27 protein-coding genes, 1 tRNA gene and 1 pseudogene are annotated in these 25,848 nt (G+C 71.8%); 15 read left to right on the top strand and 14 right to left on the bottom strand.

The window, feature by feature from the left end; genetic code table 11:
* Positions 1-19 precede the first annotated feature (19 nt).
* The 3 genes from pfkB to ACIQVT_RS15415 all read right to left on the bottom strand — a co-directional run bounded on the left by pfkB (position 20) and on the right by ACIQVT_RS15415 (position 3,593).
* On the bottom strand, positions 20-967 hold the full coding sequence (gene pfkB, locus ACIQVT_RS15425) for a 1-phosphofructokinase (RefSeq protein WP_403752487.1): 948 nt from the start codon (positions 965-967) through the stop codon (positions 20-22).
* The gene (locus ACIQVT_RS15420) at positions 964-1,725 is read right to left on the bottom strand and encodes a DeoR/GlpR family DNA-binding transcription regulator (protein ID WP_403752484.1); all 762 of its coding nucleotides are present in this window, start codon (positions 1,723-1,725) and stop codon (positions 964-966) included. Before ACIQVT_RS15420 ends, pfkB begins: the two co-directional genes overlap by 4 nt.
* Before the next feature lie 281 nt (positions 1,726-2,006).
* Positions 2,007-3,593, bottom strand: coding sequence for an MFS transporter (locus tag ACIQVT_RS15415; RefSeq protein ID WP_403752481.1), 1,587 nt, complete (start codon positions 3,591-3,593; stop codon positions 2,007-2,009).
* Between the two features lie 61 nt (positions 3,594-3,654).
* Here ACIQVT_RS15415 and ACIQVT_RS15410 point away from each other — a divergent pair, with 61 nt between their 5' ends.
* Complete coding sequence (locus tag ACIQVT_RS15410; protein ID WP_403752478.1) at positions 3,655-4,671, top strand: helix-turn-helix transcriptional regulator; 1,017 nt, start codon at positions 3,655-3,657, stop codon at positions 4,669-4,671.
* 23 nt (positions 4,672-4,694) lie between these two features.
* On the opposite strand, the gene ACIQVT_RS15405 is transcribed toward ACIQVT_RS15410, so the two are convergent.
* Positions 4,695-5,441 carry a TetR/AcrR family transcriptional regulator gene (locus ACIQVT_RS15405; RefSeq protein WP_403752475.1) on the bottom strand — a complete coding sequence of 249 codons (747 nt, stop codon included), beginning with the start codon at positions 5,439-5,441 and terminating at the stop codon, positions 4,695-4,697.
* A gap of 653 nt (positions 5,442-6,094) precedes the next feature.
* Complete coding sequence (locus ACIQVT_RS15400) at positions 6,095-7,093, bottom strand: RNA polymerase sigma factor RpoD/SigA (protein ID WP_403752472.1); 999 nt, start codon at positions 7,091-7,093, stop codon at positions 6,095-6,097.
* A gap of 193 nt (positions 7,094-7,286) precedes the next feature.
* Between ACIQVT_RS15400 and ACIQVT_RS15395 the strand changes: the two genes are divergently transcribed.
* Positions 7,287-7,823, top strand: coding sequence for a GNAT family N-acetyltransferase (locus tag ACIQVT_RS15395; RefSeq protein ID WP_403752469.1), 537 nt, complete (start codon positions 7,287-7,289; stop codon positions 7,821-7,823).
* A gap of 35 nt (positions 7,824-7,858) precedes the next feature.
* Here ACIQVT_RS15395 and ACIQVT_RS15390 read toward each other — a convergent pair whose 3' ends face one another.
* Positions 7,859-8,650, bottom strand: coding sequence for a dioxygenase (locus tag ACIQVT_RS15390; RefSeq protein WP_403752466.1), 792 nt, complete (start codon positions 8,648-8,650; stop codon positions 7,859-7,861).
* 152 nt (positions 8,651-8,802) lie between these two features.
* On the opposite strand from ACIQVT_RS15390, the gene ACIQVT_RS15385 reads away from it, so the two are divergent.
* Positions 8,803-9,312, top strand: coding sequence for a MarR family winged helix-turn-helix transcriptional regulator (locus ACIQVT_RS15385; RefSeq protein ID WP_403752463.1), 510 nt, complete (start codon positions 8,803-8,805; stop codon positions 9,310-9,312).
* Between the two features lie 89 nt (positions 9,313-9,401).
* Here ACIQVT_RS15385 and ACIQVT_RS15380 read toward each other — a convergent pair whose 3' ends face one another.
* Together ACIQVT_RS15380 and ACIQVT_RS15375 are read right to left on the bottom strand one after the other, a co-directional pair.
* Entirely contained in the window at positions 9,402-10,940 is a 1,539-nt protein-coding gene (locus tag ACIQVT_RS15380) for an MFS transporter (RefSeq protein WP_403752459.1), read from the bottom strand.
* Between the two features lie 186 nt (positions 10,941-11,126).
* Positions 11,127-11,795: a TetR/AcrR family transcriptional regulator gene (locus tag ACIQVT_RS15375; RefSeq protein ID WP_403752456.1), complete on the bottom strand. Its 669-nt coding sequence runs from the start codon at positions 11,793-11,795 to the stop codon at positions 11,127-11,129.
* Between the two features lie 388 nt (positions 11,796-12,183).
* Here ACIQVT_RS15375 and ACIQVT_RS15370 point away from each other — a divergent pair, with 388 nt between their 5' ends.
* From ACIQVT_RS15370 to ACIQVT_RS15355, 4 genes are all read left to right on the top strand, one after another.
* On the top strand, positions 12,184-13,461 hold the full coding sequence (locus ACIQVT_RS15370; RefSeq protein ID WP_403752453.1) for a M6 family metalloprotease domain-containing protein: 1,278 nt from the start codon (positions 12,184-12,186) through the stop codon (positions 13,459-13,461).
* Between the two features lie 137 nt (positions 13,462-13,598).
* Positions 13,599-13,671 (top strand) — tRNA-Arg (locus tag ACIQVT_RS15365).
* A 282-nt stretch (positions 13,672-13,953) separates the two neighbouring features.
* Positions 13,954-14,220 (top strand): hypothetical protein, encoded by a 267-nt coding sequence (locus ACIQVT_RS15360; RefSeq protein WP_403752450.1) that lies wholly within the window; start codon positions 13,954-13,956, stop codon positions 14,218-14,220.
* Entirely contained in the window at positions 14,217-14,663 is a 447-nt protein-coding gene (locus ACIQVT_RS15355; protein ID WP_403752447.1) for a hypothetical protein, read from the top strand. Before ACIQVT_RS15360 ends, ACIQVT_RS15355 begins: the two co-directional genes overlap by 4 nt.
* Before the next feature lie 229 nt (positions 14,664-14,892).
* Here ACIQVT_RS15355 and ACIQVT_RS15350 read toward each other — a convergent pair whose 3' ends face one another.
* Positions 14,893-15,054, bottom strand: coding sequence for a transcriptional regulator (locus ACIQVT_RS15350; protein WP_403752444.1), 162 nt, complete (start codon positions 15,052-15,054; stop codon positions 14,893-14,895).
* 57 nt (positions 15,055-15,111) lie between these two features.
* Between ACIQVT_RS15350 and ACIQVT_RS15345 the strand changes: the two genes are divergently transcribed.
* Positions 15,112-15,336: a cold-shock protein gene (locus tag ACIQVT_RS15345; protein ID WP_403752441.1), complete on the top strand. Its 225-nt coding sequence runs from the start codon at positions 15,112-15,114 to the stop codon at positions 15,334-15,336.
* Between the two features lie 331 nt (positions 15,337-15,667).
* On the opposite strand, the gene ACIQVT_RS15340 is transcribed toward ACIQVT_RS15345, so the two are convergent.
* Entirely contained in the window at positions 15,668-16,510 is an 843-nt protein-coding gene (locus tag ACIQVT_RS15340; RefSeq protein ID WP_403752438.1) for a hypothetical protein, read from the bottom strand.
* Between the two features lie 669 nt (positions 16,511-17,179).
* Between ACIQVT_RS15340 and ACIQVT_RS15335 the strand changes: the two genes are divergently transcribed.
* Positions 17,180-17,431: a hypothetical protein gene (locus tag ACIQVT_RS15335; RefSeq protein ID WP_403752435.1), complete on the top strand. Its 252-nt coding sequence runs from the start codon at positions 17,180-17,182 to the stop codon at positions 17,429-17,431.
* Positions 17,432-17,442: 11 nt separating this feature from the next.
* Positions 17,443-18,627, top strand: coding sequence for an SPFH domain-containing protein (locus ACIQVT_RS15330; RefSeq protein WP_403752432.1), 1,185 nt, complete (start codon positions 17,443-17,445; stop codon positions 18,625-18,627).
* 153 nt (positions 18,628-18,780) lie between these two features.
* Here the strand turns inward: ACIQVT_RS15330 and ACIQVT_RS15325 are convergent, their stop codons facing one another.
* Positions 18,781-19,920 carry a glutathione-independent formaldehyde dehydrogenase gene (locus ACIQVT_RS15325; protein WP_403752429.1) on the bottom strand — a complete coding sequence of 380 codons (1,140 nt, stop codon included), beginning with the start codon at positions 19,918-19,920 and terminating at the stop codon, positions 18,781-18,783.
* A 214-nt stretch (positions 19,921-20,134) separates the two neighbouring features.
* Between ACIQVT_RS15325 and ACIQVT_RS15320 the strand changes: the two genes are divergently transcribed.
* The 4 genes from ACIQVT_RS15320 to ACIQVT_RS15305 all read left to right on the top strand — a co-directional run bounded on the left by ACIQVT_RS15320 (position 20,135) and on the right by ACIQVT_RS15305 (position 22,092).
* Positions 20,135-20,323, top strand: a complete 189-nt coding sequence (locus tag ACIQVT_RS15320) for a hypothetical protein (protein WP_403752426.1) — start codon at positions 20,135-20,137, stop codon at positions 20,321-20,323.
* A 106-nt stretch (positions 20,324-20,429) separates the two neighbouring features.
* Positions 20,430-21,335, top strand: a complete 906-nt coding sequence (locus ACIQVT_RS15315; protein ID WP_403752423.1) for a slipin family protein — start codon at positions 20,430-20,432, stop codon at positions 21,333-21,335.
* Positions 21,336-21,356: 21 nt separating this feature from the next.
* Positions 21,357-21,863: a glutathione peroxidase gene (locus tag ACIQVT_RS15310; protein ID WP_403752421.1), complete on the top strand. Its 507-nt coding sequence runs from the start codon at positions 21,357-21,359 to the stop codon at positions 21,861-21,863.
* An 88-nt stretch (positions 21,864-21,951) separates the two neighbouring features.
* On the top strand, positions 21,952-22,092 hold the full coding sequence (locus ACIQVT_RS15305; RefSeq protein ID WP_403752418.1) for a hypothetical protein: 141 nt from the start codon (positions 21,952-21,954) through the stop codon (positions 22,090-22,092).
* Between the two features lie 86 nt (positions 22,093-22,178).
* Here ACIQVT_RS15305 and ACIQVT_RS15300 read toward each other — a convergent pair whose 3' ends face one another.
* The 3 genes from ACIQVT_RS15300 to ACIQVT_RS15290 all read right to left on the bottom strand — a co-directional run bounded on the left by ACIQVT_RS15300 (position 22,179) and on the right by ACIQVT_RS15290 (position 24,404).
* The gene (locus ACIQVT_RS15300) at positions 22,179-22,370 is read right to left on the bottom strand and encodes a DUF397 domain-containing protein (protein WP_121788261.1); all 192 of its coding nucleotides are present in this window, start codon (positions 22,368-22,370) and stop codon (positions 22,179-22,181) included.
* 192 nt (positions 22,371-22,562) lie between these two features.
* Positions 22,563-23,420 (bottom strand): helix-turn-helix domain-containing protein, encoded by an 858-nt coding sequence (locus ACIQVT_RS15295; RefSeq protein WP_403752414.1) that lies wholly within the window; start codon positions 23,418-23,420, stop codon positions 22,563-22,565.
* A 228-nt stretch (positions 23,421-23,648) separates the two neighbouring features.
* The gene (locus ACIQVT_RS15290) at positions 23,649-24,404 is read right to left on the bottom strand and encodes a GPP34 family phosphoprotein (RefSeq protein WP_403752411.1); all 756 of its coding nucleotides are present in this window, start codon (positions 24,402-24,404) and stop codon (positions 23,649-23,651) included.
* A 336-nt stretch (positions 24,405-24,740) separates the two neighbouring features.
* Between ACIQVT_RS15290 and ACIQVT_RS15285 the strand changes: the two are divergent.
* Positions 24,741-25,848: pseudogene (locus tag ACIQVT_RS15285) on the top strand (hypothetical protein); the annotation flags it as partial.

The raw sequence follows: 25,848 nt of genomic DNA, 5'->3' as shown, positions 1-25,848 counted from the left end.
CCGGCCGCGGGGAGGGCGGTCATGGCACCGGCTCCGTCAGTTCACGGTCGAGGGGCAGGTCGGCCGTGACCGTGACGGCCGTCGGGTCCAGGTCGGCGGGGCCCGGCATCACGCTGCCGGGGAGCCGGACCGCGGCGGCGCCGTGGGCGACGGCGGAGGCGAGGGCGCGGGGCCCGATGCCGCCGGCGATGAGGAAACCGGCGAGGGAGGCGTCGCCGGCGCCGACGTTGCTGCGGACGGCGGCCACACGCGCGCTGCCGAACCAGGCTCCGTCGTCGGACACCAGGAGCTGGCCGTCGGCGCCCAGGCTCGCGAGGACGGCGCCCGCGCCCATCGCGCGCACCTCCTCGGCGGCCTTGAGGGCGTCACCCACGGTCGCGAGGGGGCGTGCGACCGCTTCCGCGAGTTCCTCGGCGTTCGGCTTCACCACGTCGGGCCGCGCGCGCAGCGCCTCCAGCAGCGCGCGCCCGGAGGTGTCCAGGGCGATCCGCGCGCCACCTGCGTGCGCCCGCGTGACGACGTCGGCGTACCAGGCGGGGGTGAGCCCCCGCGGCAGGCTGCCGCAGCAGGCGATCCAGTCGGCGTCGCGCGACTGGGCGCGGACGGTGTCCAGGAGCAGTTCCTGCTCCGCCGCCGACAGCTCCGGGCCCGGCGCGTTGATCTTCGTGAGGACGCCGTTGTCCTCGGCAAGCGCGATGTTGGAGCGGGTGGCGCCGGCGACCGGGACCGGCGCGACCTCGATGCCCTGCGCGTCGAGCAGTTCCGCGACGAGCGCGCCGGGCGCGCCTCCCAGGGGCAGGACCGCGACGGTGCGCCGGCCGGCCGCGGCGACGGCGCGCGAGACGTTCACGCCCTTGCCGCCGGGGTCCATGCGTTCGCCGGTGGCCCGGATGACCTCGCCGCGTTCCAGGGAGGGCACCTCGTAGGTGCGGTCGAGGGACGGGTTGGGGGTGACGGTGAGGATCATGCGCGCACCACTTCCGTGCCGCCGCGCTCGACGACGGCGGTGTCCTCGGGGCTCAGCCCGCTGTCGGTGATCAACAGGTCCACGTCGTCCAGGCCCCCGAAGCGGGCGAAGTGCTCCTGGCCGTGCTTGGCGGAGTCGGCGAGCAGCACCACGCGCCGGGCGGCGGCGATCGCGGCGCGCTTGACGGCGGCCTCGGCGAGGTCGGGGGTGGTCAGGCCGTGTTCGGCGGAGAAGCCGTTGGCGGCGACGAACAGCACGTCGGCGCGGATCTCGCCGTACGCGCGCAGCGCCCAGGCGTCCACGGCGGCGCGCGTACGGTGCCGCACGCGCCCCCCGATGAGATGCAGCTGGAGGCCGGGGTGGTCGGCGAGGCGCGCCGCGATGGGCAGGGAGTGGGTGACGACGGTGAGGTCGGCCTCCAGCGGGAGGGCGGCGGCCAGGCGGGCGACCGTCGTCCCCGCGTCGAGGATCACCGTGCCCGCGGCCGGCAGTTCGGCGAGGGCGGCCTTGGCGATGCGGTCCTTCTCGTCGGCGGCGGTGGTCTCGCGCTCGGCGAGGTCCGGCTCGAAGTCGAGACGCCCGGCCGGGATGGCACCGCCGTGCACCCGGCGGACGAGGCCGGCGCGGTCGAGGGCCTTCAGGTCACGGCGGATGGTCTCCGCGGTCACCTGGAACTCCTCGGCCAGCGACAGCACGTCGACCCGGCCGCCGTCACGGGCGAGCCGCAGGATCTCCTGCTGCCGCTCCGGTGCGTACATCTCCGTATGCCTCCGCCTCGATGTCCGGCCACTTCCGATGCATGCCCGAACGTGTGGTTTCAAGGCGAGGTTACGCCCGGGAACCCGGGATGTAAACAGATTCGGGCATGACTCGGACGCGGACGGACATCAGCGGGGCACCCTGGCGGAGGTACGGCGGACACCACGAAGCCCGGCACCTGTCGGTACCGGGCCCGCGATCGGTCGTACAGCGAATGAGCGTGCACCTCACCGGGCTGGCGGAGGAGGCCCGGCGCGCCCGGCTCGCACGGTGCGCGTGCTCACGGCACCAGTTCGGGCTCCGTCACCGGCGCCTGTCCCGCGCCGCCCTCGACGGCGTCCTCCTCGGCACCCTCCAGGTGCTGCGCCGGGCGCTTGGGGAGGGCGGACATCAGCAGGAAGATCGCGCCCATGATCCCGGCGACCCACCACAGGGCATGCTGGAAGGCGTGGACGAAGGCCGGGCCGACCTGGTCCAGGGGCAACCGGTCGCCGATCTCCCCGAAGAAGACGACCGACACGAGACCCAGTCCGAGCGCGTTGCCCATCTGCTGCACGGTGTTGATCAGCCCGGACGCGGAACCGGCGTGCTCACGCGGCACCTCCGAGAGCACCGCGTCGGTCAGCGGGGCGACGATCAGCCCCATGCCGGCGCCCATCACGACCAGCGGCAGGGCCATCTGCCAGGACGCGATGGCCAGGCCGTAGTGGTGGGCCTCCCACAGGTAGAGCAGCACGCCCGCGCCCATCAGCAGCGCGCCGGCCTGGAGGACCCCCCGTCCGAACCGCGGGACGAGCTGCTGCACCGACAGCCCGGCCGCCACCGACACGGCGATGGAGAACGGCACCCCGGTCAACCCGGCCCGCAGCGGGCTCCAGCCCAGGCCGATCTGCATGTAGAGCGTCCAGACCAGGAAGAAGATGCCGAGCGCGACACCGAAGACGGTCTGCACGGCGATGCCGGCGGCGAAGCTCTTCACGCGGAACAGCGACAGCTCGATCAGCGGGGAACCGTCCCGGGCCGCCTTGCGCCGCTCGTAGGCCACCAGACCGGCGAAGACGACGAGCGCGCCCGCCATGCACAGGTACCCCCACAGCGGCCAGCCCAGCTCGCGCCCGCGGGTGAGCGGATAGAGCAGCATCAGCAGGCCCAGGGTGACCAGGGCGACACCGACGAGGTCGACTTTCAGGGCCTTCGGGGCGCGCGACTCGGTGATGAAGCGGCGGCCGAGGAGGAAGGAGACGATGCCGACCGGCAGGTTGATGAGGAAGATGGGCCGCCACTCCAGGCCGAACAGGTTCCATTCCGTCAGCAGCGCGCCCAGCAGCGGACCGGAGACCGCGCCGAGACCGACGATCGCGCCGAACAGGCCGAAGACCTTGCCGCGTTCGTGGGCCGGGAAGGTGGCGTGCACGATCGACAGCACCTGCGGCACCATCAGCGCCGCCATGCCGCCCTGGAGGATCCGGGAGGCGACCAGCATCTCCGGGTTCGCGGCGAAGCCGCACAGGGCGGAGGCGAGGGTGAAGCCGCCGACGCCGATCAGGAACAGCCGCTTGCGGCCGTGGATGTCGCCGAGCCGGCCGCCGGTGATCAGGCCGGCGGCGAACGCGAGGGCGTAGCCGGCGGTTATCCACTGGATCTGGCTGACCGAGGCGTGGGCGGTGCGCTGGATGGACGGGATGGCGATGTTGACGATCGTCACGTCGACCAGGTCCATGAAGGCCGCGGTCATGACGATGGCCAGGGCCAGCCAGCGGGTCCTGTCACCGGCCACCGCGGGCGTGCGTGGGAGCGGGCCGGTGCCGGGGCCGGTTGCGGTACCGGTGCCGCGGGTCTTGTCGGCGTTGCGGTCGATCGAGGTCATGCGAGCAGGCTAGAGCCCCAGTAGGTCAGATCGTGTCCTATATCCACGGCATCCTGTTCCCATGACGACCGACACCCCGGCCCGCCTGCTCCAGCTCCTCTCCCTCCTCCAGACGCCCCGCGAGTGGCCCGGCGGTGAGCTGGCCGAGCGGCTCGGGGTGTCCCGGCGCACCGTGCGGCGGGACGTCGACCGGCTGCGCGAACTGGGGTACCCGGTACAGGCCACCAAGGGCGCGGACGGGGGGTACCGGCTGGTCGCGGGCAAGGCCATGCCGCCGCTGGTGCTGGACGACGAGGAGGCGGTCGCCATCGCCGTGGGCCTGCGGGCGGGCGCCGGGCACGCCGTGGAAGGGGTGGACGAGGCGTCGGTACGGGCCATGGCCAAGCTCGAACAGGTGCTGCCGGCCCGGCTGCGCCACCGGGTGTCCACGCTCCAGGCCGCGACGACGCTGCTGACCAGCGGGGACGGGCCGAGCATCGCGCCGGAGACGCTCACCGCGCTGGCGTCGACCGTGGCGGGCCGGGAACGACTGCGGTTCGCCTACCGCGACAAGGACGGCAGCGCCTCCCATCGGCTGACCGAGCCGCACCGGCTGGTGTCCACCGGGCGCCGCTGGTACCTGGTCGCCTACGACCTCGACCGGGGCGACTGGCGGACGTTCCGCGTCGACCGGGTCAGCCGGCCGTTCTCGACCGGGGCCCGGTTCGCGCCCAGGGAGTTGCCGGCGGGGAGTGCCGCCGAGTATCTGCGGCAGTCCATCCACGGGCACCAGGAGACGTACGCGTTCGACGTGCGGTTCGCCGCCCCGGCGGAGCTGGTCGGCGCGCGGATCCCGGCGTGGGCCGGGACGCCCGAGGACGACGGCGCGGGCGGCTGCGTCCTGCGCGGCACCACCGGCGGCCCGGTCGAGTGGCTGGCGGTGCGGCTGGCCATGGTCGGGTGCGAGTTCACGGTGCGGGGCCCGGCGGAACTGGTGGAGCGGACACGTGAGCTGGCCGGACGCCTCAGCCGGGCCACGGACGGAACCCCGCACGAGACTCCGGGCGAAACCCCGAGCGGAACCCTGAACGGTCCCTGAGGCACCGCCCCTCCGCCCCCACCTCAGCCGGCCGCCCCCGCGTCGCCGCCGCGATCCCCGGCCCCCTCCTCCCCGCCCCAGCCGAAGCCCCGTACCGCCGCCAGGTGGCGCAGGGCCAGGGCTGCCGGGCCCTGCGGGCCGCCGGGTCCGGCACCCGTGGCCGCCCAGCACTCCACGGCGACGCGGACGGCGGAACCGGCCACGGCCGCGGCGAACCGGAGGTCCGGGGTGACCGCCACCGGACCCTCCGCATCCGGCGCCGGTTCGGCGGGTGTCCCCCGGGCCGGTGCGCGGCAGGTGAGGATCTCGGCCAGCGCCCGCTCCGACGCCTGGCAGACCTCGGCCCAGACCTTGCGCAGGGCCGGGCTGGTGTCGGCCAGGCGGATGAGGGTGCGGACCCATTCCCAGGACGCGGCCGAGACGCCGGCGCCGGGGGTGAGGGTGTGCCGGACGGCGTGTTCCAGGGCGTCCGGGAGGCCGAGGTCGGCCGGGGCCGTGCGGACCGCCTCGGTCCAGCGCTGGGCGCCGGCCGCGTACAGCGGGGCCACCGCCTCCTCCTTGGTGGCGAAGTAGCGGTAGAACGTACGCGGTGCGACACCGGCGGCCTGGGCGATGTCCTCGGCGCGGGTCGCGCGCAGACCCCGCTGGACGAAGAGGGCCGCCGCCGCCCGGGCGATCTCCATCCGGGTCTCGGCCTTGCGGCGTTCGACGAGCGACACCGGCGGGGAGGCGGAAAACGGCTGGTGGGCGGGGGTGGGGGTGGTGCTCATCCCGGCAGGCTATGCCCGTGTGACAGAATCTGCCATCCGGCGGTCCACCCCGGTGTTCAGGTACGGGGTGGGCCGCCGTTCCAGTGCCCGGGCGCCCGGTACGGCAGTCGACGGGCGCGGCGACGAGGCGTTCCGACCGCCGTCGTACGGCACCCGTCCGGCGCCTGTCCGGCACCCCGCGCGGCATCCGCCCGGTACGAGCACGGCACCCCGCGCGACATCCCAGGGCGCCCGTCGGATCACGGTAGAGAGGCGCGAAAAAGCCGGGCTCCGGACGCCCGGGGGGGGAGGGCGCCGGAGCCCGGCGGGGAAGTCCCGGCGCCGGGGGGGGATTGCGTCGGGACGTGGTTCACGTGGCGCCGGCCGGGATCAGCCGGGCGAGCGGTGCCGTGGGGGTGGGGAGTGCGGTCCTGAGGCCCGTTGGAGGGCCCGCATGGGTTGTTCCCTCGGGCTCCGTGGTTGAAGCGATCGGACTACGCCATGTTTGCGCCGTCTTTCGCCACGGGCGTGCGCGCCGCGCGGGAGGCGTACGTCCGGTACGCCGTTTTCGCCGTGTCGGCGTACGCCCGGGCACGCACCCCACCGCACCCGGCCGTACCCGGCACCTCACCGCGCCGTACGTCCGGCGGACCCCGTCCCCGCCTCCGGCCGCGCTACGCCGCCGCGTCGAAGCCCGTGTCGCGGGCCAACTTCTTCAGTTCGAGGAGAGCGTGCTTCTCGATCTGGCGGATCCGCTCGCGGGTCAGGCCGTGCTCCTTGCCGACCTCGGTCAGGGTGCGCTCGCGGCCGTCCTCGATGCCGTACCGCATCTTGATGATGGAGGCCGTGCGCTGGTCGAGGCGGCCGATCAGGTCGTCGAGCTCCTCGCTGCGCAGCAGGGTCATGACGGACTGCTCGGGGGAGACCGCCGAGGTGTCCTCCAGCAGGTCGCCGAACTGGGTCTCACCCTCGTCGTCCACCGACATGTTCAGCGAGACCGGGTCGCGGGCCCAGTCGAGGACGTCGATGACGCGCTCGGGCGTCGAGCCCAGCTCCGCGGCGATCTCGGCCGGCTCCGGGTCACGGCCGTTCTCGCGGTTGAACTCGCGCTGGACGCGGCGGATGCGGCCCAGCTCCTCCACGAGGTGGACGGGGAGCCGGATCGTGCGGGACTGGTCGGCTATCGAGCGGGTGATCGCCTGGCGGATCCACCAGGTGGCGTACGTCGAGAACTTGAAACCCTTGCGGTAGTCGAACTTCTCCACGGCGCGCACCAGGCCGGCGTTGCCCTCCTGGACCAGGTCCAGCAGGGGCAGGCCGCTGCGCGGGTAGCGCCGGGCGACGGCGACGACCAGCCGAAGGTTGGAACGGATGAAGACGTCCTTGGCCCGCTCGCCCTCGGCGACCAGCGTCTCCAGCTCCTCGCGGCTGGCTTTCGCCTTCGTCTGCTCGTAGCCGTCGAGGACCTGCCTCGCGAACACACCCGCCTCGATGGTCTGCGAGAGATCGACTTCCTTGGCGGCGTCGAGCAGCGGTGTGCGCGCGATCTCGTCGAGGTACATGCCGACCAGGTCGCGGTCTGCGATCTCGCCGCCATGAGCGCGAACACTGCTTGCCGAGTCGGCCGTCTCGCCGGTGGCGGACTTACGACGGGCGACGGCACGGGTTGCCATGCGTGCTCCCTTGCGGTGGTGGGCTGGCGGGTGGTCCTGGTGAACGCTCAGCACTCCGGGGACTGTCTCTGGGACTCTCTCCGAGTGCCCTGCATCCGTGGGAAACAACGACTGGAATCCGGACAGAATTCCCAACCCGCCCCCCGATTTTTCTGATCATGCAGTACCCTGTGCCACCACGCGAGGAGGCGAGATGCCGTCGGAGTCCGCCGAGGTGCAGGTCAGGACGGGGATCGAGAGGGATCTCGAGAGCCTCACGGCGATCTACAACCACTACGTGCGTGAGACGGCGATCACATTCGACACCGTGCCCCTCACGCCCAAGGAGCGCCTCCCCTGGCTGCTCTCCCACCCGGAAGACGGCCCGCACCGGCTGATGGTTGCCACGGACGCGGACTCGCGGCGGGTCCTGGGGTACGCCACGTCCGGCCCGCACCGGCCCAAGCCGGCCTACGCGACGTCCGTGGAGACCTCGGTGTACCTCGCCCCCGACGCCGTCAAGGGGGGCTCCCTGGGCCGGCGCGGGATCGGCACCCTGCTCTACGACGCCCTGTTCGCGGCCCTCGCCGGGCAGGACGTGCACCGCGCCTACGCGGGCATCGCCCAGCCCAACGAGGCGTCCACCCGGCTCCACGAGCGCTTCGGTTTCCGGCGCGTCGGGACCTTCCATGAGGTCGGGCGCAAGTTCGGCCGCTACTGGGACGTGGCCTGGTACGAGAAACGGCTGTAGCCGGGCCGGGGGAACCGGCCGCCCCGCCGTCCCCCTCAGCCGAACTGCACGGACCGCTTCGCCATTCCCATCCAGAACCCGTCGATCACCGACCGCTGCGTGTCCAGCTCGCCGTCCGCCTCCGCCGCGCCCATGGTGACGAAGAGCGGGGCGAAGTGTTCGGTGCGCGGGTGGGCGTAACGGCCGGCCGGGGCCTTGTCCAGGAAGTCGAGGAGGGCGTCCCAGTCGCGGGCCTCCAGGGCACGCCGGCCCCAGTCGTCGAACTCGGACGACCAGCTCGGCACGCCCGGGCCGGTGTGGCGCAGGGCGGCGAGGTTGTGGGTGAAGAACCCGGAGCCGACGATCAGCACGCCCTCGTCGCGCAGCGGGGCGAGCCGGCGGCCGATGTCCATCAGGCGGACCGGGTCCAGGGTGGGCAGGGAGATCTGGAGGACGGGCACGTCGGCGTCCGGGAACATCTCGACCAGGGGGACGTAGGCGCCGTGGTCGAGGCCGCGGTCGGGGACGTCCTGCACCGGGATGCCGGGGGCGCGCAGCAGCTTGCGGACGGAGTCGGCGAGCGCGGGGGCGCCCGGGGCGTCGTACCGCACCCGGTAGTAGTGCTCCGGGAAGCCCCAGAAGTCGTGGACGAGGGGGACGGTCTCGACGGCGCCGAGGGCGAGCGGGGCCTCCTCCCAGTGGGCGGAGACCATGAGGACGGCCCGGGGGCGCGGGAGGGCGGCGGACCATGCGGCGAGCTGGCCGGGCCAGACGGGGTCGTCGGCGAGCGGCGGGGCGCCGTGGCTGAGGTACAGGGCGGGCATGCGCCCCGGGGCGGTGACGGACATGTCGGCGGCTCCGGTCGGTCCAGGGGCTGCGGGTGCGGAAGCCGGACGCGGCCGCGGACCCCCGAGCCCAGTTACTTTAACTCTCAAGCTCTAGGGCCGACCATACGCCCGACTTGTTTAAGTTTCAAGAAGCCGACTCGTACAGTGGACCCATGAACACGGCACCGGACACCGCCGCACCGACCCGCTGGCTCACCGACGAGGAACAGCGCGTCTGGCGCGCGTACCTGCACGCCACCACCCTGCTGGAGGACCACCTCGACCGGCAGCTCCAGCGCGACGCGGGCATGCCGCACATCTACTACGGCCTCCTCGTCGGCCTCGCCGAGGCCCCGCGCCGCCGGCTGCGGATGACCGAGCTGGCCATGCAGGCCAAGATCACCCGTTCCCGCCTCTCGCACGCCATCGCCCGGCTGGAGAAGAACGGCTGGGTCCGGCGCGAGGACTGCCCCTCCGACAAGCGCGGCCAGTTCGCCGTGCTCACCGACGAGGGCCAGGAAGTGCTGCGGCGCACCGCGCCGGGCCATGTGGCCGCCGTACGGCAGGCGTTGTTCGAGCGGCTCTCGCCGGCACAGCAGAAGGCCCTCGGCGAGATCATGGAGATCGTCGCCGAGGGCCTCCAGCCCGACGAGGCGGGTGCGGACCTGCCCTGGCTCCGCTGACCCGACCCCCCGGTCGGCGGGGCGCAGCGAGCGCGGGCCCGCCCCGCCCCGCCGGCACGCGTACCGGAGCGGGGCGGGCGGCGGGACCGTCAGTGGGCGATCACCGGCACCGGCAGCTCGTCCTCGACGCCCTCACCGGAGGCCACCGTGGTGGTACCCGGACGACCCGCGTTGACGAAGGTGAACGCGATCAGGGACGCCAGGCCCAGGATGCCGACGGCGAACCAGATCGCCGTGCTGTAGCCGTGCACCATGCCCTGGAGCTTCACCAGCTCGACCTGCGGCTTGGCGGAGGCACCGGCGATGTGGTCCCTGACGTACGAGGTGGTCGCCGAGGCGGCGATCGTGTTCAGCAGGGCGGTGCCGATCGCGCCGCCCACCTGCTGCGAGGTGTTGACCATCGCGGAGGCCACACCGGCGTCCCGGGGCTGGACGCCCTGGGTGGCCAGGGACATCGCCGGCATGAACGCCGTACCCATGCCGAGACCGAGCAGCGCGATCGCCGGCAGCAGCAGACCGGCGTACGAGGAACCGATCTCCAGCTGGGTCAGCAGCAGCATGCCGAGACCGGCGACCAGGAAGCCCGGGCCCATCAGCAGGCGGGCCGGGACGCGGGTCATCAGCCGGGTGCCGATCTGCGTCGAGCCGGTGATCATGCCGGCGACCATCGGCAGGAACGCGAAGCCCGTCTTGACCGGCGAGTAGCCCTTCACGATCTGGAGGTAGTAGGTCAGGAAGAGGAACAGGCCGAACATGCCGATGATGGCCAGGCCGAGGGAGAGGTAGATGCCGCCGCGGTTGCGGTCGGTCACCACGCGCAGCGGCAGCAGCGGGGCCTTGACCCGGGCCTCGACGATCACGAACGTCACCAGCAGCACCGCGGACGCCACGAACATGGCGACGGTCACGCTGTCGCCCCAGCCGTCGGAGGCGGCGCGGGTGAAGCCGTAGACCAGGGCGACCAGGCCGAGCGTGGACAGGATCACGCCGGGGATGTCGAGCGGGGAGCGGTTGCGGCCGCCCTCCGGCTCACGGATCACGAAGTAGGCGCCGGCCGCGGCCACGACGGCGAACGGGACGTTCACGAAGAAGGTCCAGCGCCAGTCCAGGTACTCGGTGAGGAAACCGCCGAGGATCAGGCCGACGGCACCGCCGCCGCCCGCGATGGCGCCGTAGATGCCGAACGCCTTGGCGCGCTCCTTGGCGTCGGTGAACATCACCGCCAGCAGGGAGAGCGCGGCCGGGGCGAGCAGCGCGCCGAACGCACCCTGGAGGGCGCGGGCGCCGAACATCATGGCGCCGGTGGTGGCGGCGCCGCCCAGCGCGGAGGCGGCGGCGAACCCGCCCAGCCCGAGCACGAACGCGCGCTTGCGGCCCCACAGGTCGGCGATGCGGCCGCCGAAGAGCAGCAGACCGCCGAAGGCGAGCGCGTACGCCGTGACGACCCACTGCCGGTTGCCGTCGGATATGCCGAGGTCCTGCTGGGCGGAGGGCAGCGCGATGTTCACGATGGTGGCGTCCAGGACGACCATCAGCTGGGCGAGCGCGATGAACACGAGCGCCTTCCAGCGGTTGGCATCACCGTGTGGCACGGCGATGCCGGGAGCCTTGAGGGCTGTTTCTGACATGGGGATACCCACTTCGGTACTTCGTGACGGAAAAAGACGGGTCCAACGGAAAAATGGCGAGAAAACGTGACCAGGAGGAGAAAAACGGGAGTCGGCGGCGGAGGCGTCGGCTGAACGGTGGCAGCGCTGCCACCGTCGGGAAGCTGCTTCAGTCCGGCCGGGCGGCCGGGTGGAGCGGCGGCGGCGTCAGCAGCCGCGCAGTTCGGTGATGCTCACGACCGGGCCGGGCAGGACGGAGTGGGCGGGGGCCCGAAGGCCGTCCAGGAACAGTTGCAGGTGACGGTGGACGAAGCGGTCGCCACGGACGCAGTCCGTGCCGGCCGGGGGCCGGCTCAGCTGGGCCACGACGATCAGCAGGTCCCCCACCCCCACGTCGGACCGGAGCTGCCCGGCCGCCACGGCCCGGCCCATGACCTCCTCGACGAGCTGCTCGATGCGCTTGCGGGAGGCCTCCAGGTCGGGATGGTGCTGGTCGAAGGTGCTGGACACCATGGGGCACAGCGCACTGATCCGCTCGTCGGCGGCGGTGTGCACGAAGTGCTCCAGGGCGGCGAAGGCGTCCCCCGACTCCGCGAGGGCCCGCTCGGCCGCCTCGGCCGTACGGTCCATCACGGTGCAGACGACCTCGCGGACGAGGGCGTCCCGGTCGGGGAAGTTCCGGTACACCGTGGCGTTGCCGACGCCGGCCCGGCGGGCGATCTCGTCGAGCGGCACGTCCGGCCCGTGCTCGACGAACATCTCCTGGGCGGCGGTGACGATCCGCTCCCGGTTGCGCAGGGCGTCGGCCCGGGGCCGGGTCACCTTGCGCGCGGTGGAGGCGGTCGTGGCCGTCACGGTGTATTCCTCTGGGTCCATGGGGCGCGGGGCCCGATCGGTGGTACTGCGATGGTGCGGTGCTGTTGCTGCTGTCGTGCCGTGCCGTACGGGCGGTCATGCCGTGCCGTGCTGTCGGTCTCACGGGCCGTGCTGTTGCTCTCGCAGGGCCGTGGCGGCCGATCCGGGGAGCCGCTCCCCGTTTCGCTCAGACACAGGACTAAACGGGGAGGGCCTCCCCGGTTATTTCCCGCCTTCCCGAAAATTCCTGTGACCTGAGCCACACTCACCCTCCGCCCGGGTTTCACCCCTCCGCGGCCCGGCATTCCCCCGCTCGGCTCCTCCAACGCGCGCCCGGCCCACCACCGCCCCAGGGTGATCGCAAGGGAGCAGCCGGAGACCGGGGCTGCCGTGGAGCGGAGGTCCCTGTATGCAGCCGCAGCCACCCCGCCGGCGCATACGCCGGCGCCGTACGGCCGCCCTCGCCGTGGTGACCGTGCTGACCCTCGCGGTCAGCACCTCGGCGGGGACCGGACACCTGACGGCGCCCACCACCGCCGGACCGATCGGCCTGGCCCGCACCTCCGCGCTCCTGCCGTGCATGGTCCACGGCGGCCTGGGGGTGCAGATGACCGAGGGCCTGCCCACCCCGCCCGGCTACTCCCGCTCCACCGGCACGGTCCGCGCCCTGACCCTGATGATCGACTTCCCCGACGCACCCGGCCAGGGCAGCGCCATGGACCGCTACCACGAGTTCTTCCCGCAGACCCAGGAGTGGTTCCGCACCTCCTCGTACGGCCGCCTCGACTACCGCCCCGAGACCCCCGTCACCGGCTGGCTGAGGATGCCGAAGACCTTCCGGGCGTACGGCATAGAGCGCGGCGCCCCCTTCGACCCCGGCTACCGGCGCCTGGTCCAGGACATCGTGGCCGCCGCCGACCCCACGGTCGACTTCCGCGACTACGACCTCCTCAACGTGCTCGTCACCCCGAACGCCGGCCCCTCCGCCCTGGACACCGTGCTGTCCGTGACCTTCGCCGGGAACAGCGACGCCCCGATCGCCGACGGCGTCCGCGTCGCCAACGCGTCCTTCGTCTACTCCCGCCAGGACGACGGCTCCGGCTCCTACGGCCGCACCGGCTTCCGGGTGCTCCCGCACGAGAACGGCCACACCTTCGGCCTGCCCGACCTGTACACCCAGGAGGGCGGCGGCGCGGTCGGCCACTGGGACATCATGAGCGAGGACTGGGGCGCCGACAACGACCTGCTCGGCTGGCACAAGTGGAAACTCGGCTGGCTCGACGGCGGCCAGGTCGGCTGCGCGGCGGCCCGAGGCAGCGTCGACTACACCCTGTCCCCGCTCTACAAGACCGGCGGCGGCAAACTCATCCTGGTCCCCGTCACCGCGCGCAGCGCCTACGCCCTGGAGATACGCGCCCAGGGCGGCAACGACGAGGTGGTGTGCCGCCCGGGCCTGCTGATCTACAAGGTCGACGCGACGGTCGACACCGGCCGCGGCCCGGTCACCGTCTACGACAGCCACCGTGCCAGCGGCGGCTGCACCCGCAGCCCCAACGTCCACGCGGAACTCTCCGACGCCCCCTTCGCCCCGGGCGAGACCTTCAAGGACCCCCGCCACCGGATAACCGTCCAGGTCCTGAACAGGGACGAGGAGGGCGACTACCGGATACGGATAACCCGGGGGTGAGCGCATGTCCTTCCGGACGCATGCCGGCGCCGGACGCGGATCATCCGGAACCCCGCCCCACCGATCAACCACCCCCACCCCAACCGGCCCCGATCCGGTACCCTGTGGACCGAGCGCCCACCAGGACGCCCACCCACGCCTTCGTAGCTCAGGGGATAGAGCACCGCTCTCCTAAAGCGGGTGTCGCAGGTTCGAATCCTGCCGGGGGCACGAACGAAAAGGCCGGCCCGGAAGAGCTTCTCTCCGGAGTCGGCCCTTCGTCATTTCGGGCGCCGTGCCGGACGACTGTCGCCACGTCGTCCACGGGTACGCGCCCGAGCGTCAGGAGTGGAGCAGGGGCCGGCCTTCATCGGATCACCCGGAGTACCGGATACCTCTGACCGCCTGGCGATGACCGAAGCCGGTGGCCCTGGACGAGGACGCCGACGGACTTCCGGTCCGGGTCGCGGAGGAAGCCGGGCCGCGCCATCCGGAACCCGGCATACTCAAAGTATGGCAACTCGGAAGATCACCATCACCGTGCCGGAAGAACTCGTCGAATCGATCAAGGAGCGTGTCGACTCGCGAGGGGTGTCCGGCTACATCGCGGCCGCCGCCGCCCACCAGGACGCCATGGACAGGCTGCGCGAGTTGGCCGAACGCCTTGAGGAAGAGCACGGGCCGGTGACGGACGACGAGCAGCAGGCAGCGCTGGACCGCATCGCCGCCATCGACGGCTGGCACGACGAGCACCGATCGCGTCCCGGTGCGGCCGCGTGAGCCGCACCGCCCGAGCAAAGCTGCACCAGCCGCGACAACGTGTCTTCGTCTTCGGCTCCGAAGCCCTTTCCAAGGCGGTTCAGGGGGATCGGGAGATGGCCTCGCTGGTCAAAACGGCTCCACGGCTCGACATCCCCATCGTCACCTCGGCGCTCGCCACCTTGGAGGCATGGGATCCCCGCGACACGTCGAGGCAGGCACTGTGGAACTGGACGCTGTCCCGGATCCGCATCGTGCACACGGATGACCAGGTGATCGCCACCGCACGGGAGATGCTGAAGACCGCCGGCCTGCACGGGCACAAGTACGCCATCGACGCCGTTCTGGCGGCCGTGGCCGCACGGGAAGCCGCGCAGGGAGCCCAGGCAACCGTCTTCACCTCGGACACCGACGACCTGCATCGACTTCTCACGGGCCGCTCCGTGCGAGTCGAGAAGGTCTGACGAGACGCGCACCCGGCACCCCGCTCCGCACCGCTCTTGTTCGCCATAGGCCTCCCCACCCATGAGCCCGAGTCCGAGGCACCACGTACGGCCGTGCCGCTTTCGTGCCAGAACGGAGGGGACTCACGGGGAACCCTGGCCCGCGGGGGAGAGCCCGCCAGGCTCTGTCCAAGCCAGGGCATCCGGAGGTCACGCCTATGATCGGCCATCCTCGCCCCTGAAGCGGTGATCACGTGTCGCGTGTGGCGGGCATGGGACGGGGCGCCTCAAGGTGTAGCACGAGTGCGCTTAGGGCACGGAGTTCGGCGTCCAAGGCTTGCGCGCCTTCGCGGGTGAGGGTTACCCACGTTCGGGGGCGACGACCGGCGTAGCCCTTCTCCACGATGATCATTCTTCCCAAGCTGAGGTACCAGGCGCGTGGGCGAAGGGGGGCCGTAGGGTGCCGTCTATGGTGACTGCCACTGTCCGCGAGTGGGACGACGAGGAAGGGTGGGGCGTTCTCGACTCCCCCGATACCCCCGGCGGCTGCTTCGGCCATTACTCCGACATCCAGGCGGCCGGCTTCCGCACGCTGTCGCCCGGACAGCAGGTCGACCTCACGTGGGAAGCCCCTGGCTTCAAGCAGGACGGGTACGACTACCGCGCGGTGAGCATCGTGCCTCGCCCTGCGTGACATCCACAGCTGACATCAACGACGGCGTACGCCCACGGTCCCCAGCGGCCCGCTACGCCACCGCACCCTTTACCGCAGCACGCTGTAGCGCCCGGTTGATCGAACTCCTCATGCGGGTGGCGCAGGTTCGAATCCTGCCGGGGGCACAGAGAAACACCTCTTCAGAGGCCCTTCCCTCCGGTGGACGGGAAGGCCTTCGCCATCGCAGCACGCATATGGCACACACGGGCGACGGGCACAGTGGGGAGCTGTGTGATGTGCCCACGAAGGACGAGCCGGCCCGGCGCCGGTACGAGAGGGCTGTTGCTCGGCACCACCTCGCCCATCAGGGCTATGGGTGTTCGCCGAGTTGGAGGAGGCCGCCGAGGGAGAAACACAGGGCGCCGGTGAGAGTGCCGCAGTCGGCAATGCCGGCGTTGACCAGGCTGCCGGTGGCGGGGCGGGTGAAGGCGGCGAGCGCTGAGATCATGAACAGGACGGAGCCGAGCTGGTTGACGGCGACGATCCACCAGCCGAGGTTGCGCGGGCGGACGCAGGGCCGGCCGTGGCAGATCTCGACGACGGCCAGGTGGCCGGAGACCAGGAAGAGGACGCAGCCGATCACGTCGGGCGCCCAGACCAGCCGGTTGACCTGCTGGACGGTCAAACCCCGCAGGAAGGAGTCCAGCAGGTTGACGGCGAAGACCAGCGTGCCCGTGAAGAGGACGAACGTACTCAGCCAGTCCAGTCGCGTCGGCTCGTAGGCCCACCATCGCCATCGGCGGGTGACCAGCCGACCCTCGCCGCCGGTGACGTGACGGGGTGCGTTGATCACCTGGAGCAGCGAGACGTACCCGCCGGTGTTGAAGAACAGGCCGCCCGCGAAGTAGATCGAGGCGCACTCGGTGGCGTCGCCGGAGCCGAACTGGGCGACGGCTGCGCCGGCTGCGAAGAGGGCCCCGCCGAAGACGAAGGCGGTCGCGGCGATGACGTTGAGTCTGCGCAGCCGGGTGAGGGCAACGGCGTCCGCACGGGTGTGCCGGGTGGCCGTCGCACCGAGGGGACGGACGGCGAGCACTCCGCGCCGCCGGGCGAGCCGGGACTCCCACACGGCGGTGCCGCCGCCGGGAAGGCGCCAGGTGAGCCGGGTGGTGAACGGTCCCGCGCCCTCGGCGCGCTGCTCGGGCTGCTCCACGGACCGAGCCTAGAGCCCGGGCAGGAACGGAATGCGGACGCGCCGTCCTGCCGAGCCGTTGCCTCAGCCTGGATGGAGTACGCCGGCTGTCGGGCGCCGGCGCCCACCCGTAGCCTCCGAGCGCCACACGACGCGGGGCCGCCGTCTGATGGACATGTACCTCGACAGGCGGGACCGAGACGCCGTGGGCTGCGATACCGACGGCTCCAGCGAGGCCGCCATGCTCTGTGGCCACGCATTGAGGTGCAGGTGGCGCCACCGCCGACGCGCCGCCGGACTGCCGACCGGCCGGCAGAACCAGGTGTGCGGGCCAGTGCGGGTGCGCTGGATGACACCGAACCGAGCGGGGCCCCAGGAGCGTCGTCGTCTTGGTCGTGGTGGGTGCCGCAGCGGCAGAGGCGGCCGTCGGTATTGCGGGGCCGAAGCCAGAGCGCTGAAGGTAGCGAAGACGCGGGGGTGTGCGGCGACGCGTCCGGGAGTGCCTCTGCTGCCGCGCGATCCGGTGGTGATCAAGTGCGGTGTCGGTGCCTCTGGTGGGCGGATCGCGGGGTGATCGTGCGTCGCCGGGGGGGCCGGTCGCGGGGAGTGTGGGGGCTCCTGGCCATTGGGTCGGGGGCGGGGTGGGGCTATCGTCGGAATCATGGGCCAGGGCGAGGAGGACGGCCGGTGATGCCGCAGGACGAGGCCGTGATCGGCTGCACGGGCAAGGTGCTCATCGGGACGCGCGGGTCCGCGGGTCCCGGCGAGGTCCTGGTGCGGGTCCGGGGTGGGTCCGAGACTTTCCTCGCCTGGTCGGAGGACCCCCTGGCGGTGGGCGCGACGGTGCTCGTGATCGAATCGCGTGGATGCCGTGAGGTAGGCGTCATCGAGTGGGTGGATCCATTGGACGCGCTCGGCGAGAACACCGCCGGCGCCGGCTGAGGAGTACAGGCATGTTCGGATACCGCGTCCCCGCCCCCGACGAGGCGATGTTGATCTCGGGAGGCAGGCGGGGTCTGGGGGGTGCGCCGTTCCGGGTGGTGACGGGGCACGGGAAGTTCGTGCTCCCGGTCTTCCGCAAGGTTCGTTTCCTCACCCTGTCCATGTGTGAGTCCGAGGTCACCGAGACGTGTGTGACCAGACAGGGCATCGCGTTGCACGTCCGCGCGGTCATCGCCTTCAAGGTCGGCAACGACCACGAGAGCATCATCAACGCCGGCCAGCGGTTCCTCTCCGACCAGGAGCAGATGTCCGTGCTCACCGGCCGGATCTTCGCCGGTCATCTGCGGGCCATCATCGGCTCGATGACCGTCGAGGAGATCGTCACCGAGCGGCAGAAGCTCGCCGCGGAGGTGCTCGACACCTCGAAGACGGAGATGGCGAAGATCGGTCTGACCGTCGACTCCCTCCAGATCCAGTCGATCGACGACGGCGACACCGGTTACATCGACGCCATGTCCGCGCCGCACAAGGCCGCCATCCAGCGGCAGGCCCAGATCGCGCAGGCGCAGGCCACCCAGGCCGCGGCCCAGGCGGAGCAGGCGGCGGCGCGCGAGCAGGCCGAGTACGCCCGGCAGACCGCCATCGTCAAGGCCGAGTACTCGGCCGAGGTGGACCGCGCCCAGGCGAAGGCCTCGCAGGCCGGACCGCTGGCCCAGGCGGACGCCCAGCAGGAGGTGCTCGCCGCCCAGACGGAGCTCGCCCAGCGCCAGGCCCAGCTGCGTCAGCAGCAGTTGGTGGCGGAGATCGTGAAGCCCGCCGAGGCCGAGGCCGAGCGGGTCAGGATCCTCGCGGCCGCCGAGGCGCAGCGGATGAAGATCCAGGCGGAGGCGGCGGCCTCGTACGACCGGGTCGCGCTCGACCGGATGCTGATCGACCAGCTCCCGCAGATCGTCAAGGAGGCCGCCGGCGGCCTCGCCGGCGCCAACGTCAACGTCCTGAACGGCGCGGACGGCCTCGGTGAGATCGCCGCCGGTCTGGTCTCCCAGGGGCTGACCATCCTCGACTCGGTCCGGCAGAACCTGAACGGTCCGGGCTCCGAGGGCCGTCGCGGCGAGGCCAACCAGGACGGCGGCCTGCTCCAGCTGGCTTCCAACAAGCAGCAGAAGCCGAAGGACGGCCGGGTCGACGTCGACTGACGGTGATCCTGGCTCCGCACCGGGAGCAGCGGGCGAGGTGAGTCAGGGCCGGTTCCAGGAGGGGTTTCCTCCCGGGACCGGCCCTTCGGCGTTCCCGGTGCCGTGCCGTTCGTGTGTGCCTGGCCCGGCGAGCCGGGTCGTGTCACGGCGCGCTCACGCCTGCGGGTGGAGAACGACCTTGGTGTAGCCCTCGACCCTCTTGTCGAACTTCTCGTACGCCGTCGGTGCCTCTTCGAGTGGCAGTTCGTGGGAGACGACGAAGCTGGGCCGTGCGCGGTCCTCGATGATCAGGTCGCGCAGTTGCCGGTTGTAGCGCTTGACGTTGCACTGGCCGGTGCCCACGCGCAGGCCCTTCTCGAAGAGCCGCCCGATGGCGACCATCAGCATGCCCTGCTTGGACTGCTCGTCCGGTCCGCCCGGGTCACGCGGGACGTACAGGCCCGGCACGCCCAGGGCGCCCGTCGGCCGGACCGTCTCCACCAGCGAGTTCAGTACGGTCGCCGGCTCCTCGCGTCCTTCGCCGCCCGCCTGGGCCTGGTAGCCGACGGCGTCGATGCCCTTGTCCGTGCCCTCGCCGCCGGTCTGTTCCCGGATCTGCTCGACCGGGTTCGCCTGCGTGAAGTCGACCGGTACGGCGCCGATCTCCTCGGCCTTCTGGAGCCGCTCGGCCACCCGGTCGACGACGAACACCTTGCCGGCGCCTCGCAGGATCGCCGAGTACGCGGCCATCAGGCCGACCGGGCCGCCGCCGTAGACGGCGACGCTCTCGCCGGGGCGCACGTCGGCCAGTTCGTTGCCGTGGTAGCCGGTGGGGAAGATGTCGGCGAGCAGGACGAAGTCGGTCTCCTTCCCGGTGCCCTCGGGCAGCTTCAGGCAGTTGAAGTCGGCGTAGGGCACCCGCACGTACTCCGCTTGTCCGCCCACGTAGGGGCCCATGGCCACGTAGCCGTAGGCGCCACCGGCGAAGCCCGGGTTCACGGTCAGGCAGAAGCCGGTGAGGCCCGCCACGCAGTTCTTGCAGAAGCCGCAGGCGACGTTGAACGGCATGACGACCCGGTCGCCGCGGCTGAGCGCCGTCACCCCCTCGCCGACCTCCTCGACGACCCCGAGGTTCTCGTGGCCGAAGACGATCCCGGCCTCGGCGGCGGTACGCCCCTCGTACATGTGCAGGTCCGAGCCGCAGATGGCGGTCGACGTGACGCGCACGATCACGTCGTTCGGATGCTGTATGCGGGGGTCTTCCACTTGTTCGACCGCTACTTCGAACGGTCCCTTGTACACGACAGCCCTCATCGTCGAGCGCCTCCACTGAGTGTGTCTGCTCGATCACGCCTGGGAACGGTGGCTGCGGAAAGCTCGCCCTCCATCGCGGAAACGGGCTCGGTGGGCGCAGCGCGACCGACCTTCTGTGCGTTTCCTCATATTCCAGACTGGCGCATGATGAAATGATTTGCACCTAAGGGCTGCGAAGTCCTGTTTCCCTACCCTTCGGAAAGGATCAAGGACCTTGACTCGACGTCTCGGCAAGCTGCTCGTCCCGGTGTCAGGACTGTCCGGCACCAGCTATCCGGTGGGCACCGCGGTGACCATACGGGGCACCGGAGGCTCCGTCGACGGTTTCGTCGACGGGGACTGGCTGCCGCTGGCCTGGTGGGAGTTCGCCGACACCGAGCCGGAGGACACCTCCCGGACGTGAGGACCCGTCCGGCCTTCTTGACGATTCCCTGACGCGTGGGCCGCATCCACCGGCCCCGTCACGGTGTCCTCCCTGTTGTCAGGGACGCGTCGGAGAGGGGAGTGCCATGGACGGCACCGTCGTGGCAGTGGTGGCCGTGGTCGGGATTCTGCTGCTCGTGCTGAAGGGCGGGATGCGGGTCGTCAACCAGGTGGAGCGCGGGGTGGTGTTCCGGTGGGGGAAGGCGCTGCCGAGCCACCGGCAGCCGGGCATCACCTTCCTGATCCCGTTCGCCGACCGGATGCGCAAGGTGAACGTGCAGATCGTGACGATGCCGGTGCCGACGCAGGAGGGCATCACCCGGGACAACGTGTCGGTGAAGGTCGACGCCGTCGTCTACTTCCGGGTCACCGATCCGGTGCGCGCGGCGATCGAGGTGCAGGACTACGTCTTCGCGGTGGGACAGGTGGCGCAGTCCTCCCTGCGGTCCATCATCGGCAAGAGCGACCTGGACGACCTGCTCAGCGACCGGGAGCGGCTGCACGAGGGGCTGGCCCTGATGATCGACAGTCCGGCCGCGGGCTGGGGTGTCCACATCGACCGCGTCGAGATCAAGGACGTACAGCTGCCCGAGTCGCTCAAGCGGTCCATGTCGCGGCAGGCCGAGGCCGAACGGGAGCGGCGGGCCCGGGTCATCACGGCGGACGGCGAGTTCCAGGCGGCGCAGCAGCTCGCCAACGCCTCCCGGATCATGTCGGACACTCCGGAGGCGATGCAGCTGCGGCTGCTCCAGACCGTCGTCGAGGTGGCCGCCGAGAAGAACTCGACGCTCGTGATGCCGTTCCCGGTTGAACTGCTGCGGTACTTCGACCGGGCCGCACAGAAGATGGGCGGCGCCGGTCACGAGGTGCCGGCGCAGTCCGGGGAGGAGCGTCCCCCGGCCCCGGGGCCGGTCCCGACCGCGGCCACGCCCTCGGCTTCTGCCGAAGTCCCGGCTCCCGCGCCGGTGCCCGACGGTGAGGGGCGGTTGTAGGGCAGGGGCTAGCATCCGCTCATGACGACTACTGACCACAACGGTTCCGTGCTGGATGTCGAGATCGGGGCCCTCCAGGGTGCCTCCGCCGAGTTGCCGCGGTTCGAGGGCAAGGCCGTGCTCATCGTGAACGTGGCCTCGAAGTGCGGGCTGACCCCGCAGTACACGGGGCTGGAGAAGCTCCACGAGCGGTATGCCGAGCGGGGCTTCACCGTGCTGGGCGTGCCCTGCAACCAGTTCCTCGGGCAGGAGCCCGGCAGCGCCGAGGAGATCGCGGAGTTCTGCTCGGCGACGTACGGCGTGACGTTCCCGCTGACCGAGAAGGTGGAGGTGAACGGCGCGGGCCGGCACCCGCTGTACGAGCGGCTGGTCGGTTTCGCCGACGCCGAAGGGCACAGCGGGGACATCCGCTGGAACTTCGAGAAGTTCCTGGTCGGGCGGGACGGACAGGTCGTCGCGCGGTTCTCGCCGCAGACCGAGCCGGAGTCGGACGAGGTGACCGCCGCCATCGAGGCGCAGCTCGGCTGAGCCGAGCGTGTGACGGCCGCTGGGCCCCGGCACCGGTCCCGGTGCCCTGCCGGTGAGCCGGTGAGTCGGTGACCGAGGGGGCCGCGCCGTGAGTGAGGGACTGCCCGGCATCGGCGCGTTCGCCGCTCGGGCCCGGCTGTCGCGCGAGGCGCTGTGGCTGTACGACCGGCTGGGAGCGGGGCTTCCGTATCGGCTGCCGCGCTCCGCGGGGAACGGGGGTGGGGCGTGAGCCCTCTCGGCTAGGACGGCGACTGGTCGAGAGGGCTCTTCCGGTGGTGCGTGTGCGGTGGTCGGACAAGGGTCAGGGGGAGCCCCTCACGCCTTGACGGAGGCCACGAAGGCGTTCCACGCGGTGGCGGGGAAGGCCAGGACCGGGCCCTGGAGGTCCTTGGAGTCGCGGACGGCGAGTTCGGCGGCGGTGGGCGACTTGACCTCGACGCAGGCGCCGTTGCCCGCGGAATAGGAGGACTTCATCCACGTCTCCGAAGCGCCCTGAATCAGTGCCATGTCCACTCCTGTTGTTGCGAGTTGCGGTAGTGCGGTTCACGCCAACCATGTCGGCTGCTTGGCGTGATCGACGCTACCGGGCAACTGCCGCCGCTGGAGGAGCCGTTCACTCGACCGGATGGCATATTCCGGTTGAGTCTTCCACTGGAGTGGACCAGCGGTGTACGATCCGGCGCCCTCACCGCGACCGACTCAGTCGGCGTACGTTTTCGCCACATCCGCGATGTACTGCCGGGAAGCTTCCACATTGAGGGACTGTGCCCGCAGATGTTCGTACATCACGGCGTACTTCTGCACGTCGGGCGCCTTCTCCAGGTACAGGTCGCTGGTGACGCCCTCCAGGTAGACCACGCTGGAGTCGGCCGTGTCGGCGAACTCCAGGATGGCGTACTGGCCGTTGAGGCCCGGATGGGCGCCCACCTCGAAGGGCAGCACCTGCACGGTGACGTGCGGCAGCTGGGACATCTCCATGAGATGCTCCAGCTGCTCCCGCATCACCAGCTTGCTGCCCACGACCCGGCGCAGGGCGGCCTCGTCCAGCACCACCCACAACCGGAGCGGGTTGTTCTCGGCGGTGATGCGTTCCTGTCGCCGCATCCGCACCTCGACGCGCTTCTCGATCTCCGCCGTCGACGTCTCCGGCAACGCGCCCTGCACCAGCGCCTCCGCGTAGGCCCGGGTCTGCAACAGGCCCGTCACCAGCTGGGGTTCGTACACCCGTAGCGACTCCGCGTCGGTCTCCAGGCCGATGTACACGCTGTACGGGATGTCCCCGAAGGTGTGCCACCACCCCTGCTGCCGCGAGTCCCGGGCCATCTCCATCAGCGAGTCGACGATCCGCTGGTCCTCGACCTCGTACACCCCGCACAGATCGCGTACGTCGCGCTGGCTGATGCTCCTGCGGCCGTTCTCCAGCCGACTGATCTTCGACTGCGACACCAGCAGCCGCTCCGCCACCTCTTCGGCCGTCATGCCCTTGAGCTCGCGGAGCCTGCGCAGCTCCTGGCCCAGCCGGCGCCGCCTGACGGTGGGATTGACATTGGACGCCACGGGACGTGCACCTCCGGCTGCGTGCCTGTTGCCTGACTTTCCGTATCTGCTGTTCAGCAGACTGCCACCAAGGCGCTTTCCACCGCTGGGAAACGGTGGATATGCGGCGCGGGGGGTGCCGCCGGGGCACCCGGACGCAGCCGAGCGGGGCGGCGGACCACAAGGGTCTCACCGCCCCGCTCGGACCAGCGGTTCCCGAACCGGGTCCGGGGCAACCGGTGTTGCGGCTCAGTGGGCCACGGCACGCGCCATGGAACCGTGGTGCGGCTGCATCGGAACCCCGTTCGCGGGTTCCGGCGCGGACCGGACGCCGGGCGCGGTCTGTCGGCCGGCCGGGGCCGGGCCTCGGCGTGGCTGCGCGCCCGCACCGTTCTGCACGTCCATCACGGCGTGCGCGACCAGTCCGCCCATGGGGTCGTGGCGGATCAGGTCCCGTAGCCGGGAGCGGGACGAGCGTCCCTCGTTCCCCGGATACAAGTGCTTGCCGAGCCCGACGGCGTGCGCCAGCGCGGCGAGCGCCGCGGTCCGCGGGTCCGGCGGTACGCCGGTGCGGATCGCGGAGTCCAGCCGGGCCCGGATCTCCCGGCTGATCTCGTTGTCGGTCGCCTGATAACGCGTCGTCGGCAGCACCCCGCACATCTGGCCGGCCACGGCATGCACCATGCCGCACCTCTCCAGATGCGAGAGGTAGGTCTGGCGGAGCCCCAGGCGCGGCCCGCCGATCCAGTGGACGGCACGTACCGGAGCGCCACGCCTTCGCAGCAACTCCAACGCGCAGTCCAGAGTCGGATCTCCTGTCGGCCGTGGCACCACCACGGCGATACGATCCCCGTCTGGGGCTATCCGTCCGGCCAGCGCCAGCTCCACTAGCTGTGCACCGGCCAGACCGAGGTCGAGCGACTGCGGCTGCGCAGTGGTACCCGTGGCCGGGTCCAAAGCGAGCAACAGAAGCTCCTCCGGAAGTGTTCTGCGGCTCCTGCCCATCCATGCCTCCCCGCGTGGATGAATGACAGGGTGACCCCTCTCACATTGGTCTGTCGAGGGCGCGTGACCGGTTGGTGAGGGAACCGGCAGGTATGTCGTTCTCGTCTACCGCAGGGGCCAAGCCCTCACACAGGACACTGGTACATGGTTCGGACAGGGCGCGCCCACGGCGCGCGGCGCATGGAGGAGGCATCGGTGGCGGGCGAGTCCCCCGACAGGTCGAAGCAGCGCGAGTCGTCGGCGGAACCGACGTCGGGGAGCACGGGTCCGGTTCCCGAGGCGCGCGATCCGCGCGTGCCGGCCTCCCGGGAAAAGGATTCCTCGGGCGGCGGCCGCGTGGACACGGCGACGAGGGTCCTGTCGGTACGGGGTGCACGGGCCGGCGCGGCCACCGAGCCGGCGGAACCGGCGGAACCGGCGTCCGGGGCCTCCGCGGCCCCGGAGGAGGACACCGAGCTGCGTACGGCGGTGTCGTCCTGGGTGCGCGGGGCCAAGACCCCGAAGCCCGGCCCTGACACGCAGGACGCCCCCGCCTCGCGCGGTGCGGAGGCGAAGGCCGACGCTGGCGCCGACGCGGATGCCGGGACGGACGCGGCGGGTGCGCCGGACGCCGAGGCCGGTGCTGCGGCGGGGACTGCGGCCGGTACTGCGGCGAAGGCCACCCCGAAGCGTGGGGCGGGCGCTCGGCCCGCCTCCAGGGGCCGGGGAGGCGCGCGGACCGGCGCGAAGGCCCGGCCCGGCGCCAAGACGCCGGCCGGCGGGCGCAAGGACGCCCCGACGGGCGAGGCCGGGGGTGCCGGCGCGGCCGACGACGTGGCCGTGGCGGGCAGGCCGGGTACCGAGTCGGTGACCGAGCGGGCAGCCGGCGTCGCCGAGGGCACGTCGAAGGCGGCCGACGGTGCGCAGGACGCCACCGGGACCGCCGACGGCGGGAAGGGCAGCACTTCGAAGGCCACCGGCGCCACGGGCGAGCCCGGGGCCACGGGCGCCCCCAAGGGCGCTGCCGCGGCGGCCGCCACCGACGAGCCCAAGGCCCGCGCCACCAAGGACGCCCCGGTAGCCGGCGCTGCCGAGGACGAGCCCAGCGCCACCGCCGACGAGGACGCCCCGGCTGCCTCCGCCGAGGACGAGCCCGAGGTCGTCACGGCCGAGGACGCCCCGGCGGCCAACCCCGCCGAGGGGCGGGCCGAGGCCGGCGCTCCCAAGAGCGGCCCCAAGGCCACCGCGGCCGCCGCCACGACCGAGGCCACCCCCGCCGAGGACGAGCCCGCAGCCGTCACAGCCGAAGGCACCCCGGCGGCCGACCCCGCCGAGGGGCGGACCGAGGCCGGCGCTCCCAAGAGCGGCCCCAAGGCCACCGCGGCCGCCGCCACGACCGAGGCCACCCCCGCCGAGGACGAGCCCGCAGCCGTCACAGCCGAAGGCACCCCGGCTGCCGACCCCG

Source organism: Streptomyces sp. NPDC100445, from assembly GCF_044759735.1.
Taxonomy (GTDB): domain Bacteria; phylum Actinomycetota; class Actinomycetes; order Streptomycetales; family Streptomycetaceae; genus Streptomyces.
This window is presented reverse-complemented; position numbering and strand designations above follow the sequence as displayed.